Origin of the sequence: Citrobacter sp. A316 (genome assembly GCF_002042945.1) — a bacterium.
In the GTDB taxonomy this organism is placed as follows: Bacteria; Pseudomonadota; Gammaproteobacteria; order Enterobacterales; family Enterobacteriaceae; genus Citrobacter; species Citrobacter portucalensis.
In genome coordinates this window covers 36,132-55,604 of the sequence record NZ_MVFZ01000024.1, presented here as the reverse complement: position 1 = coordinate 55,604, position 19,473 = coordinate 36,132, and the positions used below count along the sequence as shown (strand labels likewise).

Annotated in this window: 26 protein-coding genes and 1 pseudogene; 8 read left to right on the top strand and 19 right to left on the bottom strand. The window is 44.5% G+C overall.

What is annotated here, in order from left to right:
• Positions 1 to 3: 3 nt before the first annotated feature.
• The 8 genes and pseudogenes from BZK41_RS23390 to BZK41_RS23355 form a co-directional block, all read right to left on the bottom strand.
• A complete protein-coding gene (locus tag BZK41_RS23390; protein WP_168216512.1) occupies positions 4 to 762 on the bottom strand; it encodes a tyrosine-type recombinase/integrase in 759 nt (252 codons plus the stop codon).
• Positions 763 to 785: 23 nt separating this feature from the next.
• A complete protein-coding gene (locus tag BZK41_RS23385) occupies positions 786 to 1,058 on the bottom strand; it encodes a hypothetical protein (protein WP_079939749.1) in 273 nt (90 codons plus the stop codon).
• A gap of 27 nt (positions 1,059 to 1,085) precedes the next feature.
• Positions 1,086 to 1,709, bottom strand: a complete 624-nt coding sequence (locus BZK41_RS23380; protein ID WP_079939748.1) for a hypothetical protein — start codon at positions 1,707 to 1,709, stop codon at positions 1,086 to 1,088.
• A 55-nt stretch (positions 1,710 to 1,764) separates the two neighbouring features.
• Positions 1,765 to 2,001: a hypothetical protein gene (locus BZK41_RS23375; RefSeq protein ID WP_044702766.1), complete on the bottom strand. Its 237-nt coding sequence runs from the start codon at positions 1,999 to 2,001 to the stop codon at positions 1,765 to 1,767.
• 55 nt (positions 2,002 to 2,056) lie between these two features.
• Positions 2,057 to 2,274: pseudogene (locus BZK41_RS23370) on the bottom strand (hypothetical protein).
• Between the two features lie 84 nt (positions 2,275 to 2,358).
• Positions 2,359 to 2,646 (bottom strand): hypothetical protein, encoded by a 288-nt coding sequence (locus BZK41_RS23365; protein WP_044702764.1) that lies wholly within the window; start codon positions 2,644 to 2,646, stop codon positions 2,359 to 2,361.
• A gap of 64 nt (positions 2,647 to 2,710) precedes the next feature.
• Positions 2,711 to 3,907, bottom strand: a complete 1,197-nt coding sequence (locus tag BZK41_RS23360; RefSeq protein ID WP_253193787.1) for a 3'-5' exonuclease — start codon at positions 3,905 to 3,907, stop codon at positions 2,711 to 2,713.
• 45 nt (positions 3,908 to 3,952) lie between these two features.
• Entirely contained in the window at positions 3,953 to 4,150 is a 198-nt protein-coding gene (locus tag BZK41_RS23355; protein WP_079939746.1) for a hypothetical protein, read from the bottom strand.
• A gap of 528 nt (positions 4,151 to 4,678) precedes the next feature.
• Between BZK41_RS23355 and BZK41_RS27325 the strand changes: the two genes are divergently transcribed.
• From BZK41_RS27325 to BZK41_RS23315, 8 genes are all read left to right on the top strand, one after another.
• Positions 4,679 to 4,843, top strand: coding sequence for a hypothetical protein (locus BZK41_RS27325; protein WP_172313283.1), 165 nt, complete (start codon positions 4,679 to 4,681; stop codon positions 4,841 to 4,843).
• Positions 4,836 to 5,285 carry a hypothetical protein gene (locus BZK41_RS23345; RefSeq protein ID WP_079939744.1) on the top strand — a complete coding sequence of 150 codons (450 nt, stop codon included), beginning with the start codon at positions 4,836 to 4,838 and terminating at the stop codon, positions 5,283 to 5,285. The genes BZK41_RS27325 and BZK41_RS23345 overlap by 8 nt, the downstream gene beginning before the upstream one ends.
• Positions 5,286 to 5,324: 39 nt before the next feature.
• On the top strand, positions 5,325 to 5,750 hold the full coding sequence (locus BZK41_RS23340; RefSeq protein WP_079939743.1) for a hypothetical protein: 426 nt from the start codon (positions 5,325 to 5,327) through the stop codon (positions 5,748 to 5,750).
• A 68-nt stretch (positions 5,751 to 5,818) separates the two neighbouring features.
• Complete coding sequence (locus BZK41_RS23335) at positions 5,819 to 6,343, top strand: hypothetical protein (protein ID WP_079939742.1); 525 nt, start codon at positions 5,819 to 5,821, stop codon at positions 6,341 to 6,343.
• A gap of 20 nt (positions 6,344 to 6,363) precedes the next feature.
• Entirely contained in the window at positions 6,364 to 6,852 is a 489-nt protein-coding gene (locus BZK41_RS23330) for a hypothetical protein (RefSeq protein ID WP_079939741.1), read from the top strand.
• A gap of 65 nt (positions 6,853 to 6,917) precedes the next feature.
• Positions 6,918 to 7,334: a hypothetical protein gene (locus tag BZK41_RS23325; protein ID WP_079939740.1), complete on the top strand. Its 417-nt coding sequence runs from the start codon at positions 6,918 to 6,920 to the stop codon at positions 7,332 to 7,334.
• A gap of 241 nt (positions 7,335 to 7,575) precedes the next feature.
• Positions 7,576 to 8,955, top strand: coding sequence for a replicative DNA helicase (gene dnaB, locus BZK41_RS23320; RefSeq protein WP_079939739.1), 1,380 nt, complete (start codon positions 7,576 to 7,578; stop codon positions 8,953 to 8,955).
• Positions 8,956 to 8,964: 9 nt separating this feature from the next.
• Positions 8,965 to 9,168, top strand: coding sequence for an Hha/YmoA family nucleoid-associated regulatory protein (locus BZK41_RS23315; RefSeq protein ID WP_290439993.1), 204 nt, complete (start codon positions 8,965 to 8,967; stop codon positions 9,166 to 9,168).
• 695 nt (positions 9,169 to 9,863) lie between these two features.
• Here BZK41_RS23315 and BZK41_RS23305 read toward each other — a convergent pair.
• The 11 genes from BZK41_RS23305 to BZK41_RS23255 all read right to left on the bottom strand — a co-directional run bounded on the left by BZK41_RS23305 (position 9,864) and on the right by BZK41_RS23255 (position 19,459).
• Positions 9,864 to 10,373 (bottom strand): hypothetical protein, encoded by a 510-nt coding sequence (locus BZK41_RS23305; protein WP_079939736.1) that lies wholly within the window; start codon positions 10,371 to 10,373, stop codon positions 9,864 to 9,866.
• Positions 10,370 to 10,711, bottom strand: a complete 342-nt coding sequence (locus BZK41_RS23300) for a hypothetical protein (protein ID WP_079939735.1) — start codon at positions 10,709 to 10,711, stop codon at positions 10,370 to 10,372. The genes BZK41_RS23305 and BZK41_RS23300 overlap by 4 nt, the downstream gene beginning before the upstream one ends.
• A gap of 80 nt (positions 10,712 to 10,791) precedes the next feature.
• Entirely contained in the window at positions 10,792 to 10,980 is a 189-nt protein-coding gene (locus BZK41_RS23295; protein WP_049001228.1) for a hypothetical protein, read from the bottom strand.
• A gap of 101 nt (positions 10,981 to 11,081) precedes the next feature.
• Entirely contained in the window at positions 11,082 to 14,735 is a 3,654-nt protein-coding gene (locus BZK41_RS23290; protein WP_079939734.1) for a conjugal transfer protein TraG N-terminal domain-containing protein, read from the bottom strand.
• On the bottom strand, positions 14,735 to 16,126 hold the full coding sequence (locus BZK41_RS23285; protein ID WP_238788771.1) for a conjugal transfer protein TraH: 1,392 nt from the start codon (positions 16,124 to 16,126) through the stop codon (positions 14,735 to 14,737). Before BZK41_RS23285 ends, BZK41_RS23290 begins: the two co-directional genes overlap by 1 nt.
• 6 nt (positions 16,127 to 16,132) lie before the next feature.
• A complete protein-coding gene (gene traF / locus BZK41_RS23280) occupies positions 16,133 to 16,603 on the bottom strand; it encodes a conjugal transfer protein TraF (RefSeq protein WP_044702751.1) in 471 nt (156 codons plus the stop codon).
• Positions 16,600 to 17,427, bottom strand: coding sequence for a conjugal transfer protein TraF (locus BZK41_RS23275; protein ID WP_049001233.1), 828 nt, complete (start codon positions 17,425 to 17,427; stop codon positions 16,600 to 16,602). Before BZK41_RS23275 ends, traF begins: the two co-directional genes overlap by 4 nt.
• A 40-nt stretch (positions 17,428 to 17,467) precedes the next feature.
• Positions 17,468 to 17,965 (bottom strand): S26 family signal peptidase, encoded by a 498-nt coding sequence (locus BZK41_RS23270; RefSeq protein WP_079939733.1) that lies wholly within the window; start codon positions 17,963 to 17,965, stop codon positions 17,468 to 17,470.
• Positions 17,962 to 18,702, bottom strand: a complete 741-nt coding sequence (locus BZK41_RS23265; RefSeq protein WP_079939732.1) for a type-F conjugative transfer system pilin assembly protein TrbC — start codon at positions 18,700 to 18,702, stop codon at positions 17,962 to 17,964. The genes BZK41_RS23270 and BZK41_RS23265 overlap by 4 nt, the downstream gene beginning before the upstream one ends.
• Positions 18,699 to 19,049, bottom strand: coding sequence for a hypothetical protein (locus BZK41_RS23260; RefSeq protein WP_044702822.1), 351 nt, complete (start codon positions 19,047 to 19,049; stop codon positions 18,699 to 18,701). The genes BZK41_RS23265 and BZK41_RS23260 overlap by 4 nt, the downstream gene beginning before the upstream one ends.
• A complete protein-coding gene (locus BZK41_RS23255; protein ID WP_079939731.1) occupies positions 19,046 to 19,459 on the bottom strand; it encodes a hypothetical protein in 414 nt (137 codons plus the stop codon). The genes BZK41_RS23260 and BZK41_RS23255 overlap by 4 nt, the downstream gene beginning before the upstream one ends.
• Between the last annotated feature and the right edge of the window lie 14 nt (positions 19,460 to 19,473).

Sequence of the window (19,473 nt, the reverse complement as noted above, 5' to 3'; positions counted from 1 at the left end):
GGCTTACTTCAAAACGCCCAGTCGCAGCGCCTGTCGCGCCTGTTCCACGTCAAACCCAAAACTGACCTGATGCTGCCCGGCAACGTCGAACAGGAATAGCCGGGTATACACTTCCGTACTTTTAAACGACTTATGTCCCATCAGCGCCTGAAGCACTTTCGGGTGTATCCGGTTAAATAAAATGTGCATTGCAAAACTGTGCCGGAAGGTTTTAGGTACGATGGGTGATACGCTAAACGTTACACCGTCACGCGCAGCATTCTCTAATGCTCTGTTCAGCCATCGGGCCACCGTGTCAGCCGAGACAGACGCAGGTACTTTATCCTCGCGACGTCTGCGGCCCGGCCAGAGTAAATCAGTTTTACGAATACCAAAGGTGGCAATCAGTGACTGCATCCGGGCGCGGTAATCCGCATCCCACAGCGCCACATTACGCACGGGCAGATCATCTTTCTGCGGTCGGCCACGGCCACGGTTCCGCTGTTTCAGGGTTTTCAGCGTGACGTAAGGCATCGCAGCATCAAAGGCAAAATCTTGCGGGGTGAGCGCCAGTGCTTCATTTGGCCTGGCGCCACAGTTCCACAGAGTTTCAAAGTAGCACCGCTCGCGCAGATCGTGCATGTAGCTCAGCAAGAGTGCGACTTCGGGGGCAAGCAGATACGGCGGCGCATCCGAGGAAGATACCGCAAGCTGGCGCATGGCAAACACCCGCGTCCAGTCGATATCCGATACCGGCATCAGCATGGTGCTTGGTAATGGCATGTTTTCAGACACTGGATGACAGCCTATTTCTGAAATGTACGCGGTCGGGTTTGATTGATCCGATCACCCAAAGTGGGCTTTTCAGCGATATTCTTCTCAAGTTTTGTCAGGTCAGCCGGGGCAGGTTTATAGGCTGGCTCCAGGGCAGACTTCTCTTTAAGAGTGACCGTCAGAACGCCGTCTGAAATTTCAAAAATGAACAGTTTGCCATTATCTTCAATGGCGGGCTGAACAAGCTTGTCCTGCGTCGTAAGGTCTGAAACGTTGATCCGGGTGGAAAGCGGCGATTTAGCCATAGTGAACTCCTGATATATTTGATGAAATTAGAGATATGAGTAAAGAGTGTCAGCCAGATACAAGGCGTAGCTCAACCGGGGATCTCTGTCTGGAATGTAATATTCATCACGAATTGCAGGTTCCATCATCAGTGATTCATCCAGTAAATCAATATGTGGCAGGTTGCGAAATATCATTGTTACTACGGCAGCGGTGATGCTTTGTGGTATCGCCGGGTATCCATTGATATATCTGACAAGCTGCAACGCGATACATGCAGGAGGAACTACCGGTGCATTGCGCAGAAGTAGTTCCATAAATCTGCCATCCGTCTGAAACTGGCTTATACGACGATCTTCCTCAGACCATGTGCTGTGAATTTCATCGGTTTTTGTGCGCACGAACAGCGCATTGTTGAGTGCACTGATAAGCTTTGCCAGGTCGCTTTCCCAGTTATCCTGATCTGACAGATACTTGCGTCCCTGCCGTGACAGGGTTTCTGTTAACAACGCGGTGAAAGTGTCTGGACGGGGATGAACATAAATGATGAGCCGAAGATCGCCAAGCATTGCCTTATGTTGCGCAGCGCTGTCAAGATGCCTGTACCTGCGACAAATGGCATGAGCCATAACCATGCAGTATTCATCGTTATCAAAGAAAGCAGTTTCCAAAGTTTGTCCTTATCTCAGTAGTGGCTCACGAACAGCGATTTTGCGCATGCGCAATTTATTGAGGCAAGAGTGGCCATTTACCACCATTCTGCATTATGGCGCGGATACTCTCTTCTTTATCGTCATGGTCATAGCGACCCCAGTATCGTTTCTTGATTGGCGTTTCCTGACCATCCATACCTAAATCGAGGCACTGGATAAAGGCAAACAATTCGTTCTGAGTGGTGGCGAGATGACACTGGCAGTCACGGTTCGCCTCATCGTAAATCATGCCATTAACCTGAATTTTCATCGTTTATTCCCTTGAAGATAGACTGAGTATGCGAGGAAACACTTATCCTACGCGGTTAAGCCTGTGTTTTGTACAGACGAACCCAGTTAATAATTTCATCCAGTTGGCTGTCATTGAGGTCAGCACAATTAGCAAAAATGGCTTCCGCTACCGGCCCTGCATCTTTTCAGTTGTCGATCCCAAACCCGATTTACCGCCCATACCCTGTTGTCCGTCATTGGTTAATACCTGACGACCACTGCTGGTTACAAACTGCGTAGCTTCTATTCCCATTACTGAAATCCTCATAGTTGTGAAACGGATAATTTACTGATGTATCTGTCAGGAAGGTATCCTCCTGCCCAGGAAAGGGGCAACTTAAGGCCAGAAAGGATCGGCAAACCACGTCATAACAATTTTTTTCGCGCTGTTATCAAGCAGAGCAGCCGCATCGAGAAAATCAAAATCGTGATTATCACCGCGCCAGACAGACATATAGAAACGCGCCATAATTTGTTCCCCACGACTCAGCACTCCGAGGCTGTCTTTCAACTCAAGATAACGAAGACAATCATCCGGGGTATTCCAGTAGTTAGCCAGAAGGGGGTATTGTTGCAGCATAAGACGAAAACGGACACGGCTGGTCAGTTCAGGTTGTGTATTCATGGTTTAATTCCTTATATTCAGCGTAACAAAATGTCAAAAGTTCCCGTATCCTAAGTGTGCTTCATCACTGGGGTATAGTGTCTGTGTCATTCTGCCAGCAATGACCCACTGCGAACATGGCTTTCTCCTGGTTGGGTAATTCAGCACGGGGATAGCGGTAGACGTAATACCAGTCTCCAGTGTGCTGATTACGACGCTCAGCGACGGGAGTTAACTGGTTAATGATAGTGTCGGTCAGACCACACTTTTTAAGACCGGATCGGGGCAGGACGACAAACTCATTGTCGCGGCTGACGGATGCAAAGCGCAGCGGGTATTTTGCCCGGAGCCGGTCGTTTTCACTTTTGCTGTATAAAAGCCAGCCGGTCTTCTTTCCAACGTAAGCGGCCACGGGCTGTAGTTCTGCCTGAAACCAGACTTCCTTACAGAACCAGTTTGCCGCTTTCAGATCCGCAGGGATATCGCTACGTCGTTTATAAACCCTGTCTGTCTGGTCTTCCAGACGGATAAGCTTTAAGGACATACCAAAGAAGATGTTTGCAAACTCTTCGTTTGCCTGTCTCACTGGTAAACCGGTGGCCCAGTGGCGAGAAGGGTTGCGCCGTTCCCACCATACTGCCAGAAATGCACTGACAGACTGACTATGCCGCTCGAATTGTTGCTGTTTCTCCCGTTCGGCTGTCGCAAGCGCACGGTTGGCTTCTCTCGTAATATTTTGCTGTCGGATTATCAGATCCACCCGTTCGCGTTCAGCAGGATTATGCAGATATTGCCACACGGCGCGGCAGGCCAGCGTGTCGGCCAGCGCACGGTGCGCGTTACCCGGCCAGATAAACCCGACTGCGGCAGCGGCAGAGGCAAGATTCTGCCAGCGCGGTCGCGCAAAGCGGGTATCCCACTCGTTGACATGCTCTGACCAGGCTTCCATGCAGCACGTTACCGAGCGGGCGCTGTCAAGCAGTGTACCGAGAAAGCCGGTGTCAAAAGCTGCATTGTAAATGACCACATCCCGGCCCAGTACCGCTGCCTCTATATGGGGAGCAAGACTCGCAAGCGATGGCGCACCGGCTACCATCGCCGGGCTTATCCCGTGAATTGCCTGCGCCTGCGGCCAGGCATCGATGCCTGGTGGCGGCGCAATCAGCGAATCGAGCAGAACGCGGCCAGCATCATCAACGATGGCAATTTCCAGCATCGCATCAGTGTCGGGATTGAGGCCCGTTCCTTCCGTATCAAGATAAATCGTATCGCTTGGCATCATGTTTCCTTACACCGGCATATTTCCGGGGGCAGCATTCCAGGTGACTTACTCTGGTTTTGTTTTAGATAAAAAATGACTCCTAACGAGCGTGAATTCCTTCAGATGTTTATTCAGTTTTTTGCCGAGTTCAGGATCAATCTGAACATGCAACTTAACAGGCTGAGTACCCGACTTCAGTGCCGGTTGGTCAGTCGGTGTACAGGCTTCCGGGTTGACGTAATTTGTTTTCTCATCGCTGGTCATAAATTGCCTCGTCGTTAACGATTCAGGGATAACCTGAAGATTGTTGATGAATGTAAAAATTCTGTTACACCTCATAAAAAAAATTAAATACCCAGGCCGAAAACAGCATTTGCGGAAGTTCACTCTTTATTTATCGTTTTACCGTATTGTCAAGTGCGGCAGCGCATCCCGAAAACTGATTGAAATCCGTTATCTGGTGTCTCATTACTACAAACAGACACAACATATATGCAAATCCCCTGAATGCGGCGTTTGCGGTACTTTGACAGTTATGCCGCACACCATAAAAAGAAAAGAGAAATGTTGCGTGTAACAGTTATGTGTTATAGTATCTGTGATACAAATTTGTATCAAGGGGCGGGGGGGAAAAAAAATAACGTTTTTGACGTGAAACTATATGAAGGTGAACGTCACTCCAGAATGGTCGTTACGATGTAAAGTCTGGAGCATATGTCATTCGGTTAAAGAAACTCGTTGGGAGCGAACAGCATGAATGAGTTAAAGATAAAACTTGTTTTCTGGAGGATCATGACCATTGTTACAGCGTCAGGTGGTATTTTCTATGTCATAAAATATGATATGGATGTTGTCTTTATAATGCTTATTTTAGCTTGTGCATTGATGTTTAACATAACTCAAACACTGAAAACGATTTTAAGAACTGGGAAACATAAGGGGTGCAACCGTGAGTAAAAAACTTAACTTGAACTATGGGCAGGCGGTGTTTTCGATCTTTGCCATTATTGCCGGTTTATTGATCGCATGGGGACTGTATTATGCAGGATTCGATTACCCATATAAACCTCTGTTCATATTCATTGCAGCTCCAGCAGCCTTACTAATTTTCCTGAATATGCAAATACTGAACGGTGATTTGCGTAATTTTTGGAGCGGTGTGTTAAATATGATGGTACTGCTCGCTGGCGTTGCTTTTCCAATAGTCATTGAATATTTTTTAAAAATAACAATGGTGGATTCATCTTATTTCTATCAAGACACCCTTAAAACGTTAAACAAAAATATCCATTATGCACTGGTCATCTATGCCGCTTACCTAGCAGTTATTAAAAACATCAGTCTGATTTTCCAGCGTGGTACAGAAGTTGAAATAGAAGATGTTCAGAAAAGAACGTGAAATAAATATCAGTGGGTAGTCTGGGACTGAGGTTCAAAGATGATAAGAATTAATAAAAATTCATTATGGGTGGTGCTCTTGTATGCAGCAGCGGCTGTTGGGGGCGGGTATTTAGCCCACATTGTTTTTATCCGAGGCTTTGACTACCCAATCACTCCGTATTTTGTCTATCCAATGTTCACGGCTATTGGCCTGTTTATTGCGATGCTCTTTACTGGCGAGGTTTCATTTAAAGACGGCATACTTGGGGATGTGCTCTGCATCGTGGTGTTACTTATGGGGGTTACATTTGGAATGGGGTATGGGCATCATCCTGTGACCAATAGCCCGGCTGCCCGTTTGTTTCAGGACTTTATTGATCAGGTGGTTTACATGCTGCACGTCAGCGCAATCGTTGCGGGGTGCGGGTATATCTATGTTCTTGCGGCGGAATCCCTGAGAGAAAGATTGAGCTATCACTTATAGTTGTGTGAAAGAATGGATAATTAACACAATTAAGTACTAGTTGTATTAATAAAAAATGGGGAAGTATTATGAACAGCGATCAAATAAATTTGATAGTTGATGCGAAAGAAAGGATTGCCAGCGTAGTAGCTGATTATCGTGCTACAGCCGGTGAGGAAGCATACCGATGGGTTGTCAAATATGAGCTTGGCTTGCCATTTAAACTTCCAAATAAACTATATGTAGGGATACCGTTATCAATTGGGATTGGCTATGTTGCTGCATACTATCTTGGTTTCGCTGACTGGAATGAAATTATAGCAGGGGGGGGGGTTGTAGCGTTATTATCTGCGTTTGGATATATTCAGATTTCGCCTAAATTTAAGAGAAAGGAGTGGCGTAATGACTATCTTCGTGAATCGGATTTTGTTTATTTATGTAAAAACCCTATGTTGAAGCAGCGTTTAATCGCTAAGCTTAAAATAGATAAAAGAATAACATGTACATGGCTAGAAACTAATGCTAGTACAATAATTGAAAATATTGATTACTTATTAAGTGGAGAAGATCACCTGAAGTTCATCGAACGATTGAAAACAAACACAATAAGTTAAGCGTTCATAGGAGAATGACAATGGAAAATATCGTTATTACAGATGCAAAGAAAAGGATTGAAAAGGTTGTTTCAGGGTATCGTAACAGCGTGGGAGAAGCTGCTTTTACGATAAGAGTTAAAGACAAGTATCGTATGGATTTTCGTCATATGGTTGTTTGTATGTTTATTCTGGTTTTTTCTGTTCTTATGTATAAGATTATGTTTATCCCGTCTATTGTCAGTGGATTTGTTGCACTGATCGGAATAATGGCTTTATTAACCCCATATATTTTTGATAAATTTAAAGAAAAGATTTGGACTGATGATTATATCACCGAGTTTGATTTATTCTACCTGTGTGAGCATGAATATTTGTACAGCATTATAATAGATGAAATTAAAGGCGGTAATAGGATGACTTATACATGGTTAGAAAAAAACACTAACGAAATTTGTAATTTTATAAAGGGAAGGATCGAAGCGGGTAAATTAAAGGTGCTTGCAGAAAAATTGAATAAGGAAAAATAGCTGGCCGCAATCATAAAAAATTAGGTTGTGTTTAATTTTTCCTCAAATATTTATTAAGGACTAAAATGGAAAAGTTAATTGAACAAGGAAAACAGCAAAGCAATTGCATCAATGATGCGAAACGGCGTTTAAAGGTAGTCATCGAACTATATCAACCTAGTCAGAAGTATCCTGCTTATTTTTTTATTGGTAGTTTTATCTTCTATAGCTTCTGTGCTGTGATTTTTCTACCATACCGCTATCAGACATGGGATACCTATCTAGCTATTCTGATGTTTGTCATAGGGATGTGGGGTTTTCACCGAAGTTTCAAAAAGCACGAAGATAAGATTCTCATTAAAAATGTACATTTGAGATATCTCATCATAAACAATCGGCTAAAAGATAATTATCTATTAAACCTGCATAGTGGTAGCCCGGTTAGTCTTTTAAGTCTAAAAAAGAACTTAAATCAGATGGAAAATATAACTCATGGTAAATGAGTATGCATAAAGTAAATTATTCAATGCTCATGAACATCGTTTTTATAAAGTGTCTACTATTGTTTTGTGGTGTCAGATTTACGACATCCCTGACGCGCTACGCTTGTCCAACCCGGTGTGTTTCTGATAAGAATTCTCAAAAACACACCGGGTTATAGTAATCAAACTTCCAATAGTTATTTGGATTTGTAACACTTATCTGTTATCTTTAGTGTGTTGATGTTTAGGCGAATGGAACACTATGAATAACCCAATTGACCAGAAAGAGCAGGGGCTTCCTGTACCTCACTCAAACGAAGCTGAACAGGCTGTGCTGGGCGGTTTAATGCTGGCTAATGATGTGTGGGATAGTGTCTCGGAGATTATCTCTGAAAGTGATTTTTTTCTGAGTGTTCACAGAATCATTTTTAGCGAAATGCGTACTCTGGTTAAGCAGCATAGCCCCATTGACCTGCTGACGTTAAGTGAGGTCTTGAAGGGAAAAGGGCTTGAAGAGAAATGCGGAGGGTTTGGGTATCTGGCTCAACTTTCGAAAAATACGCCGAGTGCCGCTAATATCCATGCCTATGCTGATATTGTCAGAGAGAATGCCATCAAGCGCGAGGTTCTGGCCGCTGCAAATGAAATTGCCATGCAAACGCTTCAACCAAGAGGCATGAATGCCGTCGAGCTTGTAGATCTGGCCGAGCGTACCATGATGAATATTTCGGCATCACGCGATGATCGAAATTCAGGCCCGAAACCGATTATTGAAGTCCTTGAAAGTACGGTTGGGAGGCTACAAACCCTGTATGATACCCCGCATGACGGTGTTACCGGGCTGGATACTGGTTACGCCGACCTGAATCATAAGACGGCGGGATTGCAGAATGGTGATCTTATTATCGTGGCCGCTCGCCCCTCAATGGGGAAAACAACTTTAGCCATGAATTTTTGTGAGAATGTGGCGTTATCACAGGAAAAGCCCGTATTAATTTTTAGCCTGGAAATGCCTAAAGAGCAGCTAATGAACCGTATGTTTGCCTCGTTAGGGCGTGTTGACCAGACCAGAATCCGTACAGCTATGCTCACTGATGATGACTGGCAACGTATTAGCGGCACATCCGGGATTCTGATCGAAAAAAATAATATCTTCATCGATGATGAGGCTGGTTTAACACCGCAGTCAGTACGTACCCGCGCCAGACGGCTTCATCGGGAAAGCGGGGGGCTGGCGCTTATTATGGTCGATTATCTTCAGCTAATGACTGTACCTGAACTTAGAGGGAACAGAACGCTTGAAATCCAGGAAATCTCACGCGCTCTTAAAAGTCTGGCAAAAGAATTAAACATACCGGTTGTAGCATTGTCTCAGCTTAACCGTTCACTGGAGCAACGTGCAGATAAAAGACCTCTTAATTCTGATTTACGCGAGTCTGGTTCGATTGAGCAGGATGCTGATCTCATTCTGTTTATCTATCGTGATGAGGTGTATAACGAACGTTCTGAAGATAAGGGGATTGCTGAAATCATTATCGGGAAACAACGTAACGGGCCTTTAGGTACAGTCAGACTAACGTTTAATGGTCAGTGGTCACGTTTCGATAACTACGCTGGCCCTCAGATTACAAATGATTATTGAAAAGGAACAATATTGAATAAGCAAGATTGGCTGTTGAATTTAAGACGAGTGTCAGAGATATCAACACTCGATAAGATTATTGAGCGTAAGGAAAACTCTTTGTCATCTAAGGAACTTGTTGTTTTTTATTCTGCTTCTGACCATCGATATGCAGAGATTAAAACCGGAAGGTTATATGATAAAATCCCACCTCACGTTTGGAAGCTTGTATAATAATATTTTATATTAACTAATTGAAAGATGGTTTGCTTAGTTCGAATCTTTCTTTACCATCTTACAACAAAATCTAACAATCATGCTCATGGTTGCCTGCCTCATACTCAAAAGAGTATATACTGATCTTTCTGTACAAGAGAAGGAAGAGGTAAAACATGGCAAATGACCCAATTATGTTCTGGCAGGCAGTCTTGGTGCTTGCTGTAATGGTAATGTGCATCATCTATAACGTAGTGTTCAAGAAAAAATAAATAGCGTTACGCATAACGCTATTTATTCAGAACATCTCCATGCCTGTGACGTTCCCCACGGGCATTTTGTTTAATTCATGCTCAATAATAAGTACAACGTTATCAGGACAATGGTATCTCTCGATATCTCGATTGCTCGCTGTGACACCGCCAAAGAGTAAACTGAGAGAGTTATCAAACTCTGTACTGATACCCACGATCCAGCAACCTTTACCGAACGCGCTGAATACCTTGTAGACTTTATCTGGAGAGGTATGCCTGTAGTCGAGGTTGATACGTCTGCTTAATAGCAGAGCAGCCTCATGGATTGCAGCTTGTAAGGAGTAATGCCAGGGTACAGAGTAGATCTTAATTGCGTGACAGTATTCTGAATATTGTTGTAGTGGGGATATTAGGGACATGAATACACCAGTAAACCGCCCCGGAGAGCGGTTTTCCATTTCAGGCAGCTTCGGGAGGATTCTCGTGGGTTGTCATATCTGATGCTGTACGTGACAATTCATTAATCGCATCAGTCAGTTCTTTCACTAATTGCTCCATATCGGTACCCGGAGCAAAAACGCAAAGTGGAATTCCAGCATTGGCTAAGAAGTTCAGTTTTAACTCATCACCCGTAGTTTCATAATCTACTGCCAGCACAGGTATTCCAGATTCATTCAGTATTAACCATGCTATCTTTTGCTCACGTAATGCTTTATGAAAATACGGCTTTGCATTCAACGTGGGAGAGTGTATGAGGTCATCAAGACAGATGTTATTACTGATGATGTATGATTTATCAAACACTGAATGAATTGCCCTGTACATTGTTCGAGTATCACTGCTTAATGCTGGTTTAAGCTGAAGTTCTCCCGGTGTTTTTAGTTTCTGTTTTGGTCGGTATATCTGTATATACCAGAACAAAAGGGCCAGAACACCTATACCAATAATATTAATCATATCGTCACTCATTTATCCCCCTTGCAGAATTTTGGATTGTCTTTCATTAACAAGTTTTTAGTTTGGGTCATTCCTTGTGCTTTACCTTCGGAAAGAACGGAATATAACGAAATAAACCCATCCTGTTTGCTAATACGTTTCAAATCGGTGATAGTCGCTGACCTTCCGCACCATTGACTGAATACCTGATCTGCCTGTACATAGGCCGCCATCCGGGAATGATTTGTCCCTGACTGTTCCTGCATAAAACGAATTTTATTTGATGCTGCATTATCGGCTGCTGTCATCTGCACCGATAAAGCAGCCACTGGTAAACTCAGTCCCATGAACAAACTAAAAACTCTAAACATGATAATCCTATGATATAAATTTGTATCATGGCAAAGCAAAAAAAATGCAGACTAATCCCTGCATTTTGCGCATGCGCAAATTAATGACGATAGAATTTTACATTCGTCCCGGCACATTTCGAATCAAAAGGGATATAGACCGGCAAATGTGGTTTCGCGGTATCCGTCACATTCGCAGCCGGTGTCACCTCAAGATTTGTGCATTCCTTTTTCACTTCAGAGCCTAGAAATTTCAGGTCATCAATGAGTGTCGCAAGCCATTTTTTCATAGCAAATCCTTAATATATTGGTCGGTTCATCAACAATAAATAAACCCCCACACTTAATCTGTAACACATTAGTGTTATTTTTGCAAGTGCGGGGGCGTTGTTTAACGCGGTATATTTCCTTGCTTAGCCCCAGTATCTGCCTCAACGGGTATTCCTTGTTGGGAGCTTTCCTGAGTTATGGGGGGATGCACCGAGGAAGCAGAGTCATCATCCTTGTTTACACGGCTGTTTTGAGTACCCTCAAGACCTGCTGGCTTATCTCTAGGTGCTGTCTGATGATGTTGCTGGCGCTGCATTGCCATGTATTCTTGTGGGCTTCCAGCCCCGTTTACTGAGAACATATTTTCCCGTGGCTGTGTGGTGACTTGATGATCATCCTGGGGGGGAACAGGCGTTCGCATATCGTTGCCTGTAGACCTGTCAGCATGGCTAGCCGATAGCTCGGTGTAACCCTCTTTAACCGTTTTAAAGAGCGTGGCGGCTTGAGGGGCCACAGTATCAGTAATGTACTGCTCGCGTTTAGCTCCAGTAAGACCCATCTCATCAGCCGATTTCCCGGCCTCCTGCTGATAACCATCTAGTTTATGCTGGAATAATGCCGTGTTCAGATCAATCGACCCACTGTTTACATTTGACTGCTCCACTTGGGCTACAGCACTTGCGCTAAGACCGAACAACTTGCCGATGGCTGGAGTCGAAATACCAGCACTGGCCGAGGTCGAGTTTGTTGACAGTGCTTGTTGTGCCTGGTTGTAAATCGGATTCAGGGCGCGGGATGCCTCAGTCGCAAAGGTCAACGGTGAAGACCCGGATAGCTTATGTTCACTAGCTGTCAGCAACTGATTAACTGACCGCGTGTTTTCGAGTTGTTGGAGTGCACTTGTCTCAGTACCCATAGTCTGCCCACTGTCGTTACGGAAACTGTTATCGATGGACGTACTCTGACCGGTTGCCACGCTGGATGTCGCCACAGCCTTACCATCCTCACCCAGACGCAGCCCCATGTGAACTGTACCGACTGAGTTATCAGGGATCGCTTTAACCTGGACAGGATCAAGCAGGCCATTGTCGGCCAGTTTTTGTGCTTCGTTTTTGGTTACTGCCATGTTTGTATTCGCCCCGGCCATTGCATCAGCCGCAGGTGCATCACCACCCATCACATTGCTCACAGTGTTAAACTTGCCTTGTTCGGCCAGACCTGTATATGTGTCAATTTCTCCCCGACGTTGTGCTGTCTCAGGCATGGATTTTCCGGTGTCATGGAATGCCGTTTTTTCACCCTGTATAACATTCGCGCCTTTCTCGCTAGACCAGGCGCTGTTTGCCTGCATTTGTTCAGGGCTGTAGTGATTCCCTTCAAGAGTACCCATTTGCTCAGCCGAACGTGATTCTGAGAGGATTTGTCGCGATTCACCTTCAGATTTGCCTGTGGCAATTCCGATCTCATTGACGTTAGCTTTCTGTTCGCGCATATCACTCAGATTTTGTTTAAGATGTTCGGTATTGGATTCAGCGACACCGCTGGTGATTCCACCATTTTCATCATAAGCGTTGTGGAGTGCCTGTGTGCGGCCCAGACGTTCATCACTTTCTGCACTGGCAGTATATATCCCACGAGAATGCATACCGGACAGGGAACCCGCTGCCTGCAACTGGCCTTGTCCAGTGGCATGCTCATTGATTTGCCCTGTGGCCGTAGTTTCCCTGGTAAACTCAGTGACAGACTTGCCTGTAGCGTTTGCTGCATCACGAACGCCCCCTGCATGACCGATTTGCGCGCTACGTTCTGTACCGTGTACTTCACGTTGTTGCTCACCGAGTGCGGAAAGTGTTCCTCCACCATGCTGGAGATTTGATTTAGCATCAGCCGTTTGCATAGTTGTGTTGACTCCAGTGGTCAACGCAGACATATCGGTTACGTTCATTCCTGAGTTTTCTGCTGCATCTGCGCGGCCACGGCTATCACCAACGTTTGCCTGAGTTGAAGTCATGGCCGTGGATTCCGCTGGTAAATATCCCCCACCAATATTTCCATCTTCATAACCTTTTACTGTGCCTGTAGAGCGGCCAGCATCAACTGAAGCATTTCGCTGAGCAGCAACTCCTGGTGCGCCGCCAAGTGCCTGTATCTGAAGATTTGAACTCATTGAGTCAGACATATCCCGATATGCGCTGGCGTTGCTCATTTGTTCGATACTGCCGATTTCGCCTGCGGTTTGCAGAGCAGCATGCCCGTGACGCATGGCATTAATTTGTGCGCCTTTACCTTCCGGGGTAAATGCCTTATCGCTGACTTCTTCTGTAACGCGATCCAATCGACCCATAGCTTTCTGCCCAAATGCACCGATCCCATATGCACTTACCCCAAACAATGAGGCTACAAGCATCGCAATCTGCACTGCGGTTTCCCTTGCGGAAGCCATGACTGCCATCGCTTTCATAGTTGAGGATGGCCCCATTTGTACTGCATCAATGCCTAACCCCATCGAGCGGATATCGTTCATGGCCGTGAGAATTTCATCCGTCCCGGCCTGCAAGAGAAGAGTATCGGCAATTTGCCAGGTTGTAATGAAGATCCAAAGGCCAAACAGTAATATCAATGCCTTACCAATTATGGGGGTGAATACAAGTAAAAGCAGAAGGGGGGTAATGGATAGAATAATGGCAATCACCCCGGACATAATAAAACTCAACCATTCTGGATTCGTGGTGGCATCAGCCATACCCCCATTAATCATGGCGCGGTTTGCCATCAAGCTTGCAGCGACTTCCGGGTTATTTTGTAGCATGGCATCAGCGATCGCCTGCGACACCACAACGTTACTCATGACCGTATTTAATGAAAGGCCGTTCGCAGAGAAAATTGTCTGGAAACCTTCTTCCATCCGTCCTTTACAGTCTGCGAACTGAGCTGCGTCTGTAACGCTGTAGCCGTTCTTCGTACATATATCTCGAAGACGGGCATTGTAAGCAGCGGGATTACCCAGATCACTTTTCAGAGTCAAGTATGCCTGGTCACAGGTTATGGTTATCCCGGATGGGTTAGACGGGCTATACCATTGTGTAAAAACAGCCTGGTTACGTAACGGAGCCAGAGCAGTTACAACGTCAAGCACTGATGAACCAGATTTTAATGTACGGGCATCAAACCCACGGGTTTCTGCGACCGGTGAGCACTGATTCCACATCGTCCTGATGTTATCCGTTAAGTATGAATCAAACTGAGCACCACTGCGATTGAGTACGCCGAGTAACATCTTTATCGGTGTACCTTCCCCGGTGAAACGTGTTGTTGTTGCCGTATTGCGGTTTGCCATATCTACAAAGCCCTGGTAAACCGCATTCGTTGTGGAGGCCGTGGCGATCAGAAAATCAGGAATACCACTTACTGCCTGATACTGATTACGACTCTGATCGTAAATATGAATAGTTCCTTTATTCGCAACCAGGCCAAAATAGAACAGGGTTCCAATAACTGTTAAATAGAGCCACCCTATGCCCATCTGTCCCTTTCCTGTTTCCAGAAGTTCATAGCCTCCTTTCACAGATTTTAACAAGAGAGCCGAGATCATCCCCATTGTGACAAAAGCGGCCAGCATGGTTTTGTATTCGTTGTCATTAAACATCAATTTGAGCCGGAGGAACGCATTTACTATGGTCGAAAACCCGCCCATGATTACGTATTCACCATCCAAAGCAAATGCTGACGGGCTGGCGCACAATAGCGCCAGCAGTATAAAGGTTTTGCTTTTCATCAGCGTAAGCTCCCCGCAGCACGTACTTCTTGCATCTGCTTATCTTCATTTTCTACAGATTTAATGAAATTCTGGTTCAACATGTATGACTGCAATTTACTGTTATACTCTGCTTCCACTTTTACTCCAGCATCACGCGACTGAGCTATTAAATCGTCAAATTTGGCAATGGCAGGTTTGAATAAATCCATTCGACAGGGTTTAGAACCGGCTGACGGGTCGCTTAATGGAGTTGATACCATTTCGTTAACTTTGCTGAAGGTGTTTTCTGTATTCCGGTACAGGTCGGTAAAAATATAATACGTATAGTGCAGGCCAACAAACTCACTGAGTACATTCAGCATGACTTGATCCTGTCCTGAAACAACAGATTGCTTTAATATGGCGTAAACAGGAATATTGGTCTGATTAATAAATGCCTGGTTTTCACTGTTCAGTGGCTGGTTATTTTTAATTCGAGTCAGAATACTTTCCATTTTCTGATAAACAACCGTTCTAACCGGTTTTGAACCTGAAGGGATACATTGGTTATCAATGGTTTTGATAAAAGAACGACCATTGAGCATATCATCCAGAGAGTATTTCTTATTTTGAGGACAACTGGTAACGCTTTTGGCGACCGGGATCTTGTCATTGGTTTTGGCTTCAATCCACACGTCCCCCATATACCCGCGTATCGTATCAGCGAAATCTGACATACCTACTTTGGCAGCGGCGCGTTGCACTACTGAACCATGTTGCATTAAGTCACGGAAGTCAGAAGGGCAACCTGCAATCATTGTTTTGAGGTCACTGATAGGTTTCTCGTCGGAAGCTTTAATTTTGGATGTAGTGTCACTCCACATACGGTCTGTAGCTTCATCGAGATTTTTTGTACCGGTAATCTCAGTCCACAACCCCTGAAGTGCCGCAGGGTCACGCTCAACCATTGCAGTTGCAATTGGTTTTGCCATTGCACATTCGTTAAGCTGTATCCCGTTCAGAAAGTTGGTGATTTGTTCAATCTTACCTAATGTATCCGCACACTCCTTACACATGGTTTTCAAAGCCATATCAAAAGCTACATAAGGTGCGGCCTGCATAGCTCTCTGAGCCTTCTCTACGAGGAAGTCCGGGTCAAGAAAGGAGAACCCGCCAAGAAATCCATCAATACCGCCACAGCCTACAGAAAGGCGGGGGGGAGAAATGGTAATAGGATAATCTGTACTGGTTGTGGTTCTGGCCGTAAACCCTCCCATTGTGTAATAACCACGCTTCTGGCTATCGAAGCTACTCGGGGAGTCGTAGACGGCATTATCAAACCATTTATCGGCCCAGTTTCCGGCTTCTGCACCGAGAGGTGAAAGTACAGCAAGAAGAAAAAGGCTTATACGCTTAAATTTTTTCATCATAATTACCTATTCGGTGATTTTCGTAATAGCATTTTGTTGTGTACGGACGTTATATTTCCCAGTGGTGGCTGACCCGTTCATAATCTGGGTAAGTTTGAAAATATCAGTACGTAGCATGGCAAGGGGGGAGTATCCGATAGATACTGTCTGCCAGTTATTAGCGCTGCCATTACGTTTAATCATAATAATGACGGGGGTAGCGCTGACGTTAAATTTTGAACGTACTTCTGGGTTCTGAATAATATCGATAGTTTTTACATACCAGCCTGATTGATTCTGAAACTCACCTATGACAGGAAGTTGATGCTGACAATATACGCAACCGGGCTGTACAAAGAATAAAAGCGCAAAATCGTGCTTGTTTTTGAGCAGATACTGGCTTATTAACTTCGGATCAAGCTGTACATCTGTAGATTGATTCGCGGATACCTGCATTGCCAGACTGAGTAGTATAAAAATATAGGCAAATATTTTCATTTTGATGTTCCTTTGAGTGGGTCAAAGAAACCGCCTTGTTGCTTTTCATTAGTGAAAAACTGGCGTGGATCTAGCTCGCCATTTAATACACGCGTCATGTTGTAGATACTGGTACGTAGGTTATCCAGAGAATCAACGCCAACCGACACAGGCATCCATTTATCGCTTGGATCATTGCGCTTAATCAGAATTGTTACAGGTGTGCGATCAACATTAAATTTTTTCTTCGCAGCAGGTTCACGAGTAACATCAACTTCTTTGATATACCAGCTACTCTCACGTTGAAAATTTTCCAGAATCCGTGATTGTTGTACGCAAAATCCGCAGTCCGGTGAGGTAAAAAAAAGTAGGGCGTATTCGTTACGATTTTTTTGTAAGTTCTTTGTTTTTGATTCCTGGCGTTCACGTTGTTTTTCCGCATTACCTGGATTTGTAATGGGGTAATCCTGAGCGGCGTTAAGCGCCGGATTTTCCATCATCACATAACCAGTCAGATTAGTGAAAGCTGCGGCTTTACGGCGTGTGGCATCCTGCACTTTGTAATAATCCATGACGGCATCAGGAGATAATTTGTACACGGCGTATTCGCGTGTTTTATCCAGTAGTTCCTGAACGTCTTTAGGGTGCATTTTGAATAATTCATCAGCAGATGGCACAACAGGGCGCGGATATTTAGCTTCAGCTTTAATTTCATCTTCTTTTTTTGGCGTTTCATACCAGAACAAACCGTGCTTAGGGTTTTTTGATACACCTTCAGTGTTTATGCTGGCTGCTGTATTGAATGCAAAAAATATCAGTAATAGGGTAAAACGTGTTTTGCACATATAGTCCTCCTTTTATCTTTTTTGCGCATGCGCAAAACGATCAGATAAGTGGAATGAGTTTTTCGGTGTCGGACATGGAGATGAAACCCCAATATCTGCTGTCATAGCTGTTGGCTGTATCGCCTACAGCAAAGGCCAATCCTTCAGGAACCACGCCGGAGTAAGAAAAATGAGGCAGAATATTGCCGTTTGTATCCCGTTGCATTGCTTGAGCTATTTGATGGCCATCGCAAAAAAATTGATTACCGTTTCGCAGAAGATACTGACCTGCAACGCAGCCTAACCGTTTAACAAGCCAGGCTTCACCTTCTGGAAGATAGCTATCCCGTCTAAAAAATTTCACGTATTCGTTTTGGGTCGTGGCCGCTTCACCCGAGCGGTATAAAACTCTGGGGTAGACGCTATGGGTAGCTGGGATCAGAATGTGGTTAAACAGGCTATATGCCAGTGCGAGACACAGGGCAATCGTGCTTGTATTGATTAGCTTTCTCGTATCTGCACACATGGGCTTACGCGTTCTGTTAGCTATCCCCATCATGCTTTTTCCAACCGTTCAATCAGGTTTTTGAGGTTCTGGTCTGGGGTAATGAGGTGCATTCGTTCGAGTAAGCGATGAACAGAAGCATCACCGTAGACGACAGTGGATGTTTTATTGACCTTTTCCAGCCCGTCGCAATAGCTCTGGATATGCATATCAGGTTGATATATCAACGCAGGTACTTTACTGATGCCATAAAGACGAAATAACACAGGGTCAATCAGCATTTCCGTTCCCCACATTTTGCAGTTTGCACCTTCGCATGAGGGGTTAGCATTCAGTATGTTGCGAGTCAGATTAATGGTTTCTCCCATTTTACTGATCCCTCCAACAGTACCGCGCATAACCATTACACCGCCGACTTTTGATAAATCCCTGGCGTAATTACGCAGAGTAGTTAGCGGCATGGAACTGGAGACAAACATCACCAACTGATTTCCGGCCAGCTTTGGCCCCTGATCTTCAGTAGCGTCTGGAGTTAATCCGCTGGCTCTCAGCACCTGGCCTTTCACCGATTTTTGTTTCTCTCGGAATGCTTCGCTGTTAGAAAATTCAGCAATAGAAGCAGCAAACTGTTTTGCCGCTTCCTGTTGCTTACTGCTATTACCTTCCTGAAGGGCAGTGTTGGCAGCAGCCATCATTTCAGGGGAAATATCAATAGATAAGTTATGGTTTCCAGTTGCATAAACACCAAAGGAAGCAATCACCGCGAGAAGGATTATTCGGCAATTTTTCATTGAGATTTATCCTTCTGATATGCTGAAAAATCTTCAGACGGCTGAATAGGCTGTATGGGATTAGTTATATCTTGACTTATTTGATTAACAACATTCCAAATTGTATCTTTAACATGAGTTGTGACTTGTTCTCCGTTGACATTATTCACTGCGACTACAGATTTAGATTCAATGATCAATGTTCCAAGAAGGATGATATGTAGACGTTGAATTTCTTTTATAATTTCTATCTGAGCGGCATCTGTAGTAACAGTGTTAACTACGGAAGTTTCTTGCGGTGATTTTTCTACGGCATATGCGTCAAAAGTGATGATTGCCGTGAGAAGTATAATGAAGCTTTGTATCATTGTTTAATTTCCTTCTTAGCATCACTTTCTTCTTGGTTAAGATTACCCAGAGTTGGTTCAGTCTTCTCTGATTCATTTATAGTTGTGCAATTCATTTCGACTGAATCATGAAGTTTTTTTTCTTCTAATGAAGCAGGCGGCGTAGAAAAGTATTCCCACACGTCATTAACCATCGTAATAACGTAGTAAATAGCAGAACTCAGGAGGAATACCACAGTGATAACCATAACGGTTGGCAGCAAGGAGAAATCAACGCCAAGATAGCTGTTATTGACATTATTTGTGGTTAACCATTGTATGAGAGGTGCATGTTCAATGATGGCTGCGGAAATGTCCCCACCGTAAATAAGCATAATCAGGGTAAACAGAAATGTGCCAGTAATATGCTTGTTAATTATTAGAAATCTCATACCTCATCCTTCTT

Bases quoted from the DNA above. Each gene is read 5' to 3' on its own strand.
- BZK41_RS23335 (WP_079939742.1), top strand. From the start codon at position 5,819: ATGAACAGCGATCAAATAAATTTGATAGTTGATGCGAAAGAAAGGATT.
- BZK41_RS23390 (WP_168216512.1), bottom strand. From the start codon at position 762: ATGCCATTACCAAGCACCATGCTGATGCCGGTATCGGATATCGACTGG.
- BZK41_RS23290 (WP_079939734.1), bottom strand. From the start codon at position 14,735: ATGAAAAGCAAAACCTTTATACTGCTGGCGCTATTGTGCGCCAGCCCG.
- BZK41_RS23300 (WP_079939735.1), bottom strand. From the start codon at position 10,711: ATGTTTAGAGTTTTTAGTTTGTTCATGGGACTGAGTTTACCAGTGGCT.
- BZK41_RS23325 (WP_079939740.1), top strand. From the start codon at position 6,918: ATGGAAAAGTTAATTGAACAAGGAAAACAGCAAAGCAATTGCATCAAT.
- traF (WP_044702751.1), bottom strand. From the start codon at position 16,603: ATGAAAATATTTGCCTATATTTTTATACTACTCAGTCTGGCAATGCAG.
- BZK41_RS27325 (WP_172313283.1), top strand. From the start codon at position 4,679: ATGACCATTGTTACAGCGTCAGGTGGTATTTTCTATGTCATAAAATAT.
- BZK41_RS23365 (WP_044702764.1), bottom strand. From the start codon at position 2,646: ATGAATACACAACCTGAACTGACCAGCCGTGTCCGTTTTCGTCTTATG.
- BZK41_RS23275 (WP_049001233.1), bottom strand. From the start codon at position 17,427: ATGTGCAAAACACGTTTTACCCTATTACTGATATTTTTTGCATTCAAT.
- BZK41_RS23375 (WP_044702766.1), bottom strand. From the start codon at position 2,001: ATGAAAATTCAGGTTAATGGCATGATTTACGATGAGGCGAACCGTGAC.
- BZK41_RS23260 (WP_044702822.1), bottom strand. From the start codon at position 19,049: ATGATACAAAGCTTCATTATACTTCTCACGGCAATCATCACTTTTGAC.
- BZK41_RS23360 (WP_253193787.1), bottom strand. From the start codon at position 3,907: ATGATGCCAAGCGATACGATTTATCTTGATACGGAAGGAACGGGCCTC.
- BZK41_RS23355 (WP_079939746.1), bottom strand. From the start codon at position 4,150: ATGACCAGCGATGAGAAAACAAATTACGTCAACCCGGAAGCCTGTACA.
- BZK41_RS23255 (WP_079939731.1), bottom strand. From the start codon at position 19,459: ATGAGATTTCTAATAATTAACAAGCATATTACTGGCACATTTCTGTTT.
- BZK41_RS23385 (WP_079939749.1), bottom strand. From the start codon at position 1,058: ATGGCTAAATCGCCGCTTTCCACCCGGATCAACGTTTCAGACCTTACG.
- BZK41_RS23340 (WP_079939743.1), top strand. From the start codon at position 5,325: ATGATAAGAATTAATAAAAATTCATTATGGGTGGTGCTCTTGTATGCA.
- dnaB (WP_079939739.1), top strand. From the start codon at position 7,576: ATGAATAACCCAATTGACCAGAAAGAGCAGGGGCTTCCTGTACCTCAC.
- BZK41_RS23295 (WP_049001228.1), bottom strand. From the start codon at position 10,980: ATGAAAAAATGGCTTGCGACACTCATTGATGACCTGAAATTTCTAGGC.
- BZK41_RS23285 (WP_238788771.1), bottom strand. From the start codon at position 16,126: ATGATGAAAAAATTTAAGCGTATAAGCCTTTTTCTTCTTGCTGTACTT.
- BZK41_RS23265 (WP_079939732.1), bottom strand. From the start codon at position 18,702: ATGAAAAATTGCCGAATAATCCTTCTCGCGGTGATTGCTTCCTTTGGT.
- BZK41_RS23330 (WP_079939741.1), top strand. From the start codon at position 6,364: ATGGAAAATATCGTTATTACAGATGCAAAGAAAAGGATTGAAAAGGTT.
- BZK41_RS23305 (WP_079939736.1), bottom strand. From the start codon at position 10,373: ATGAGTGACGATATGATTAATATTATTGGTATAGGTGTTCTGGCCCTT.
- BZK41_RS23270 (WP_079939733.1), bottom strand. From the start codon at position 17,965: ATGATGGGGATAGCTAACAGAACGCGTAAGCCCATGTGTGCAGATACG.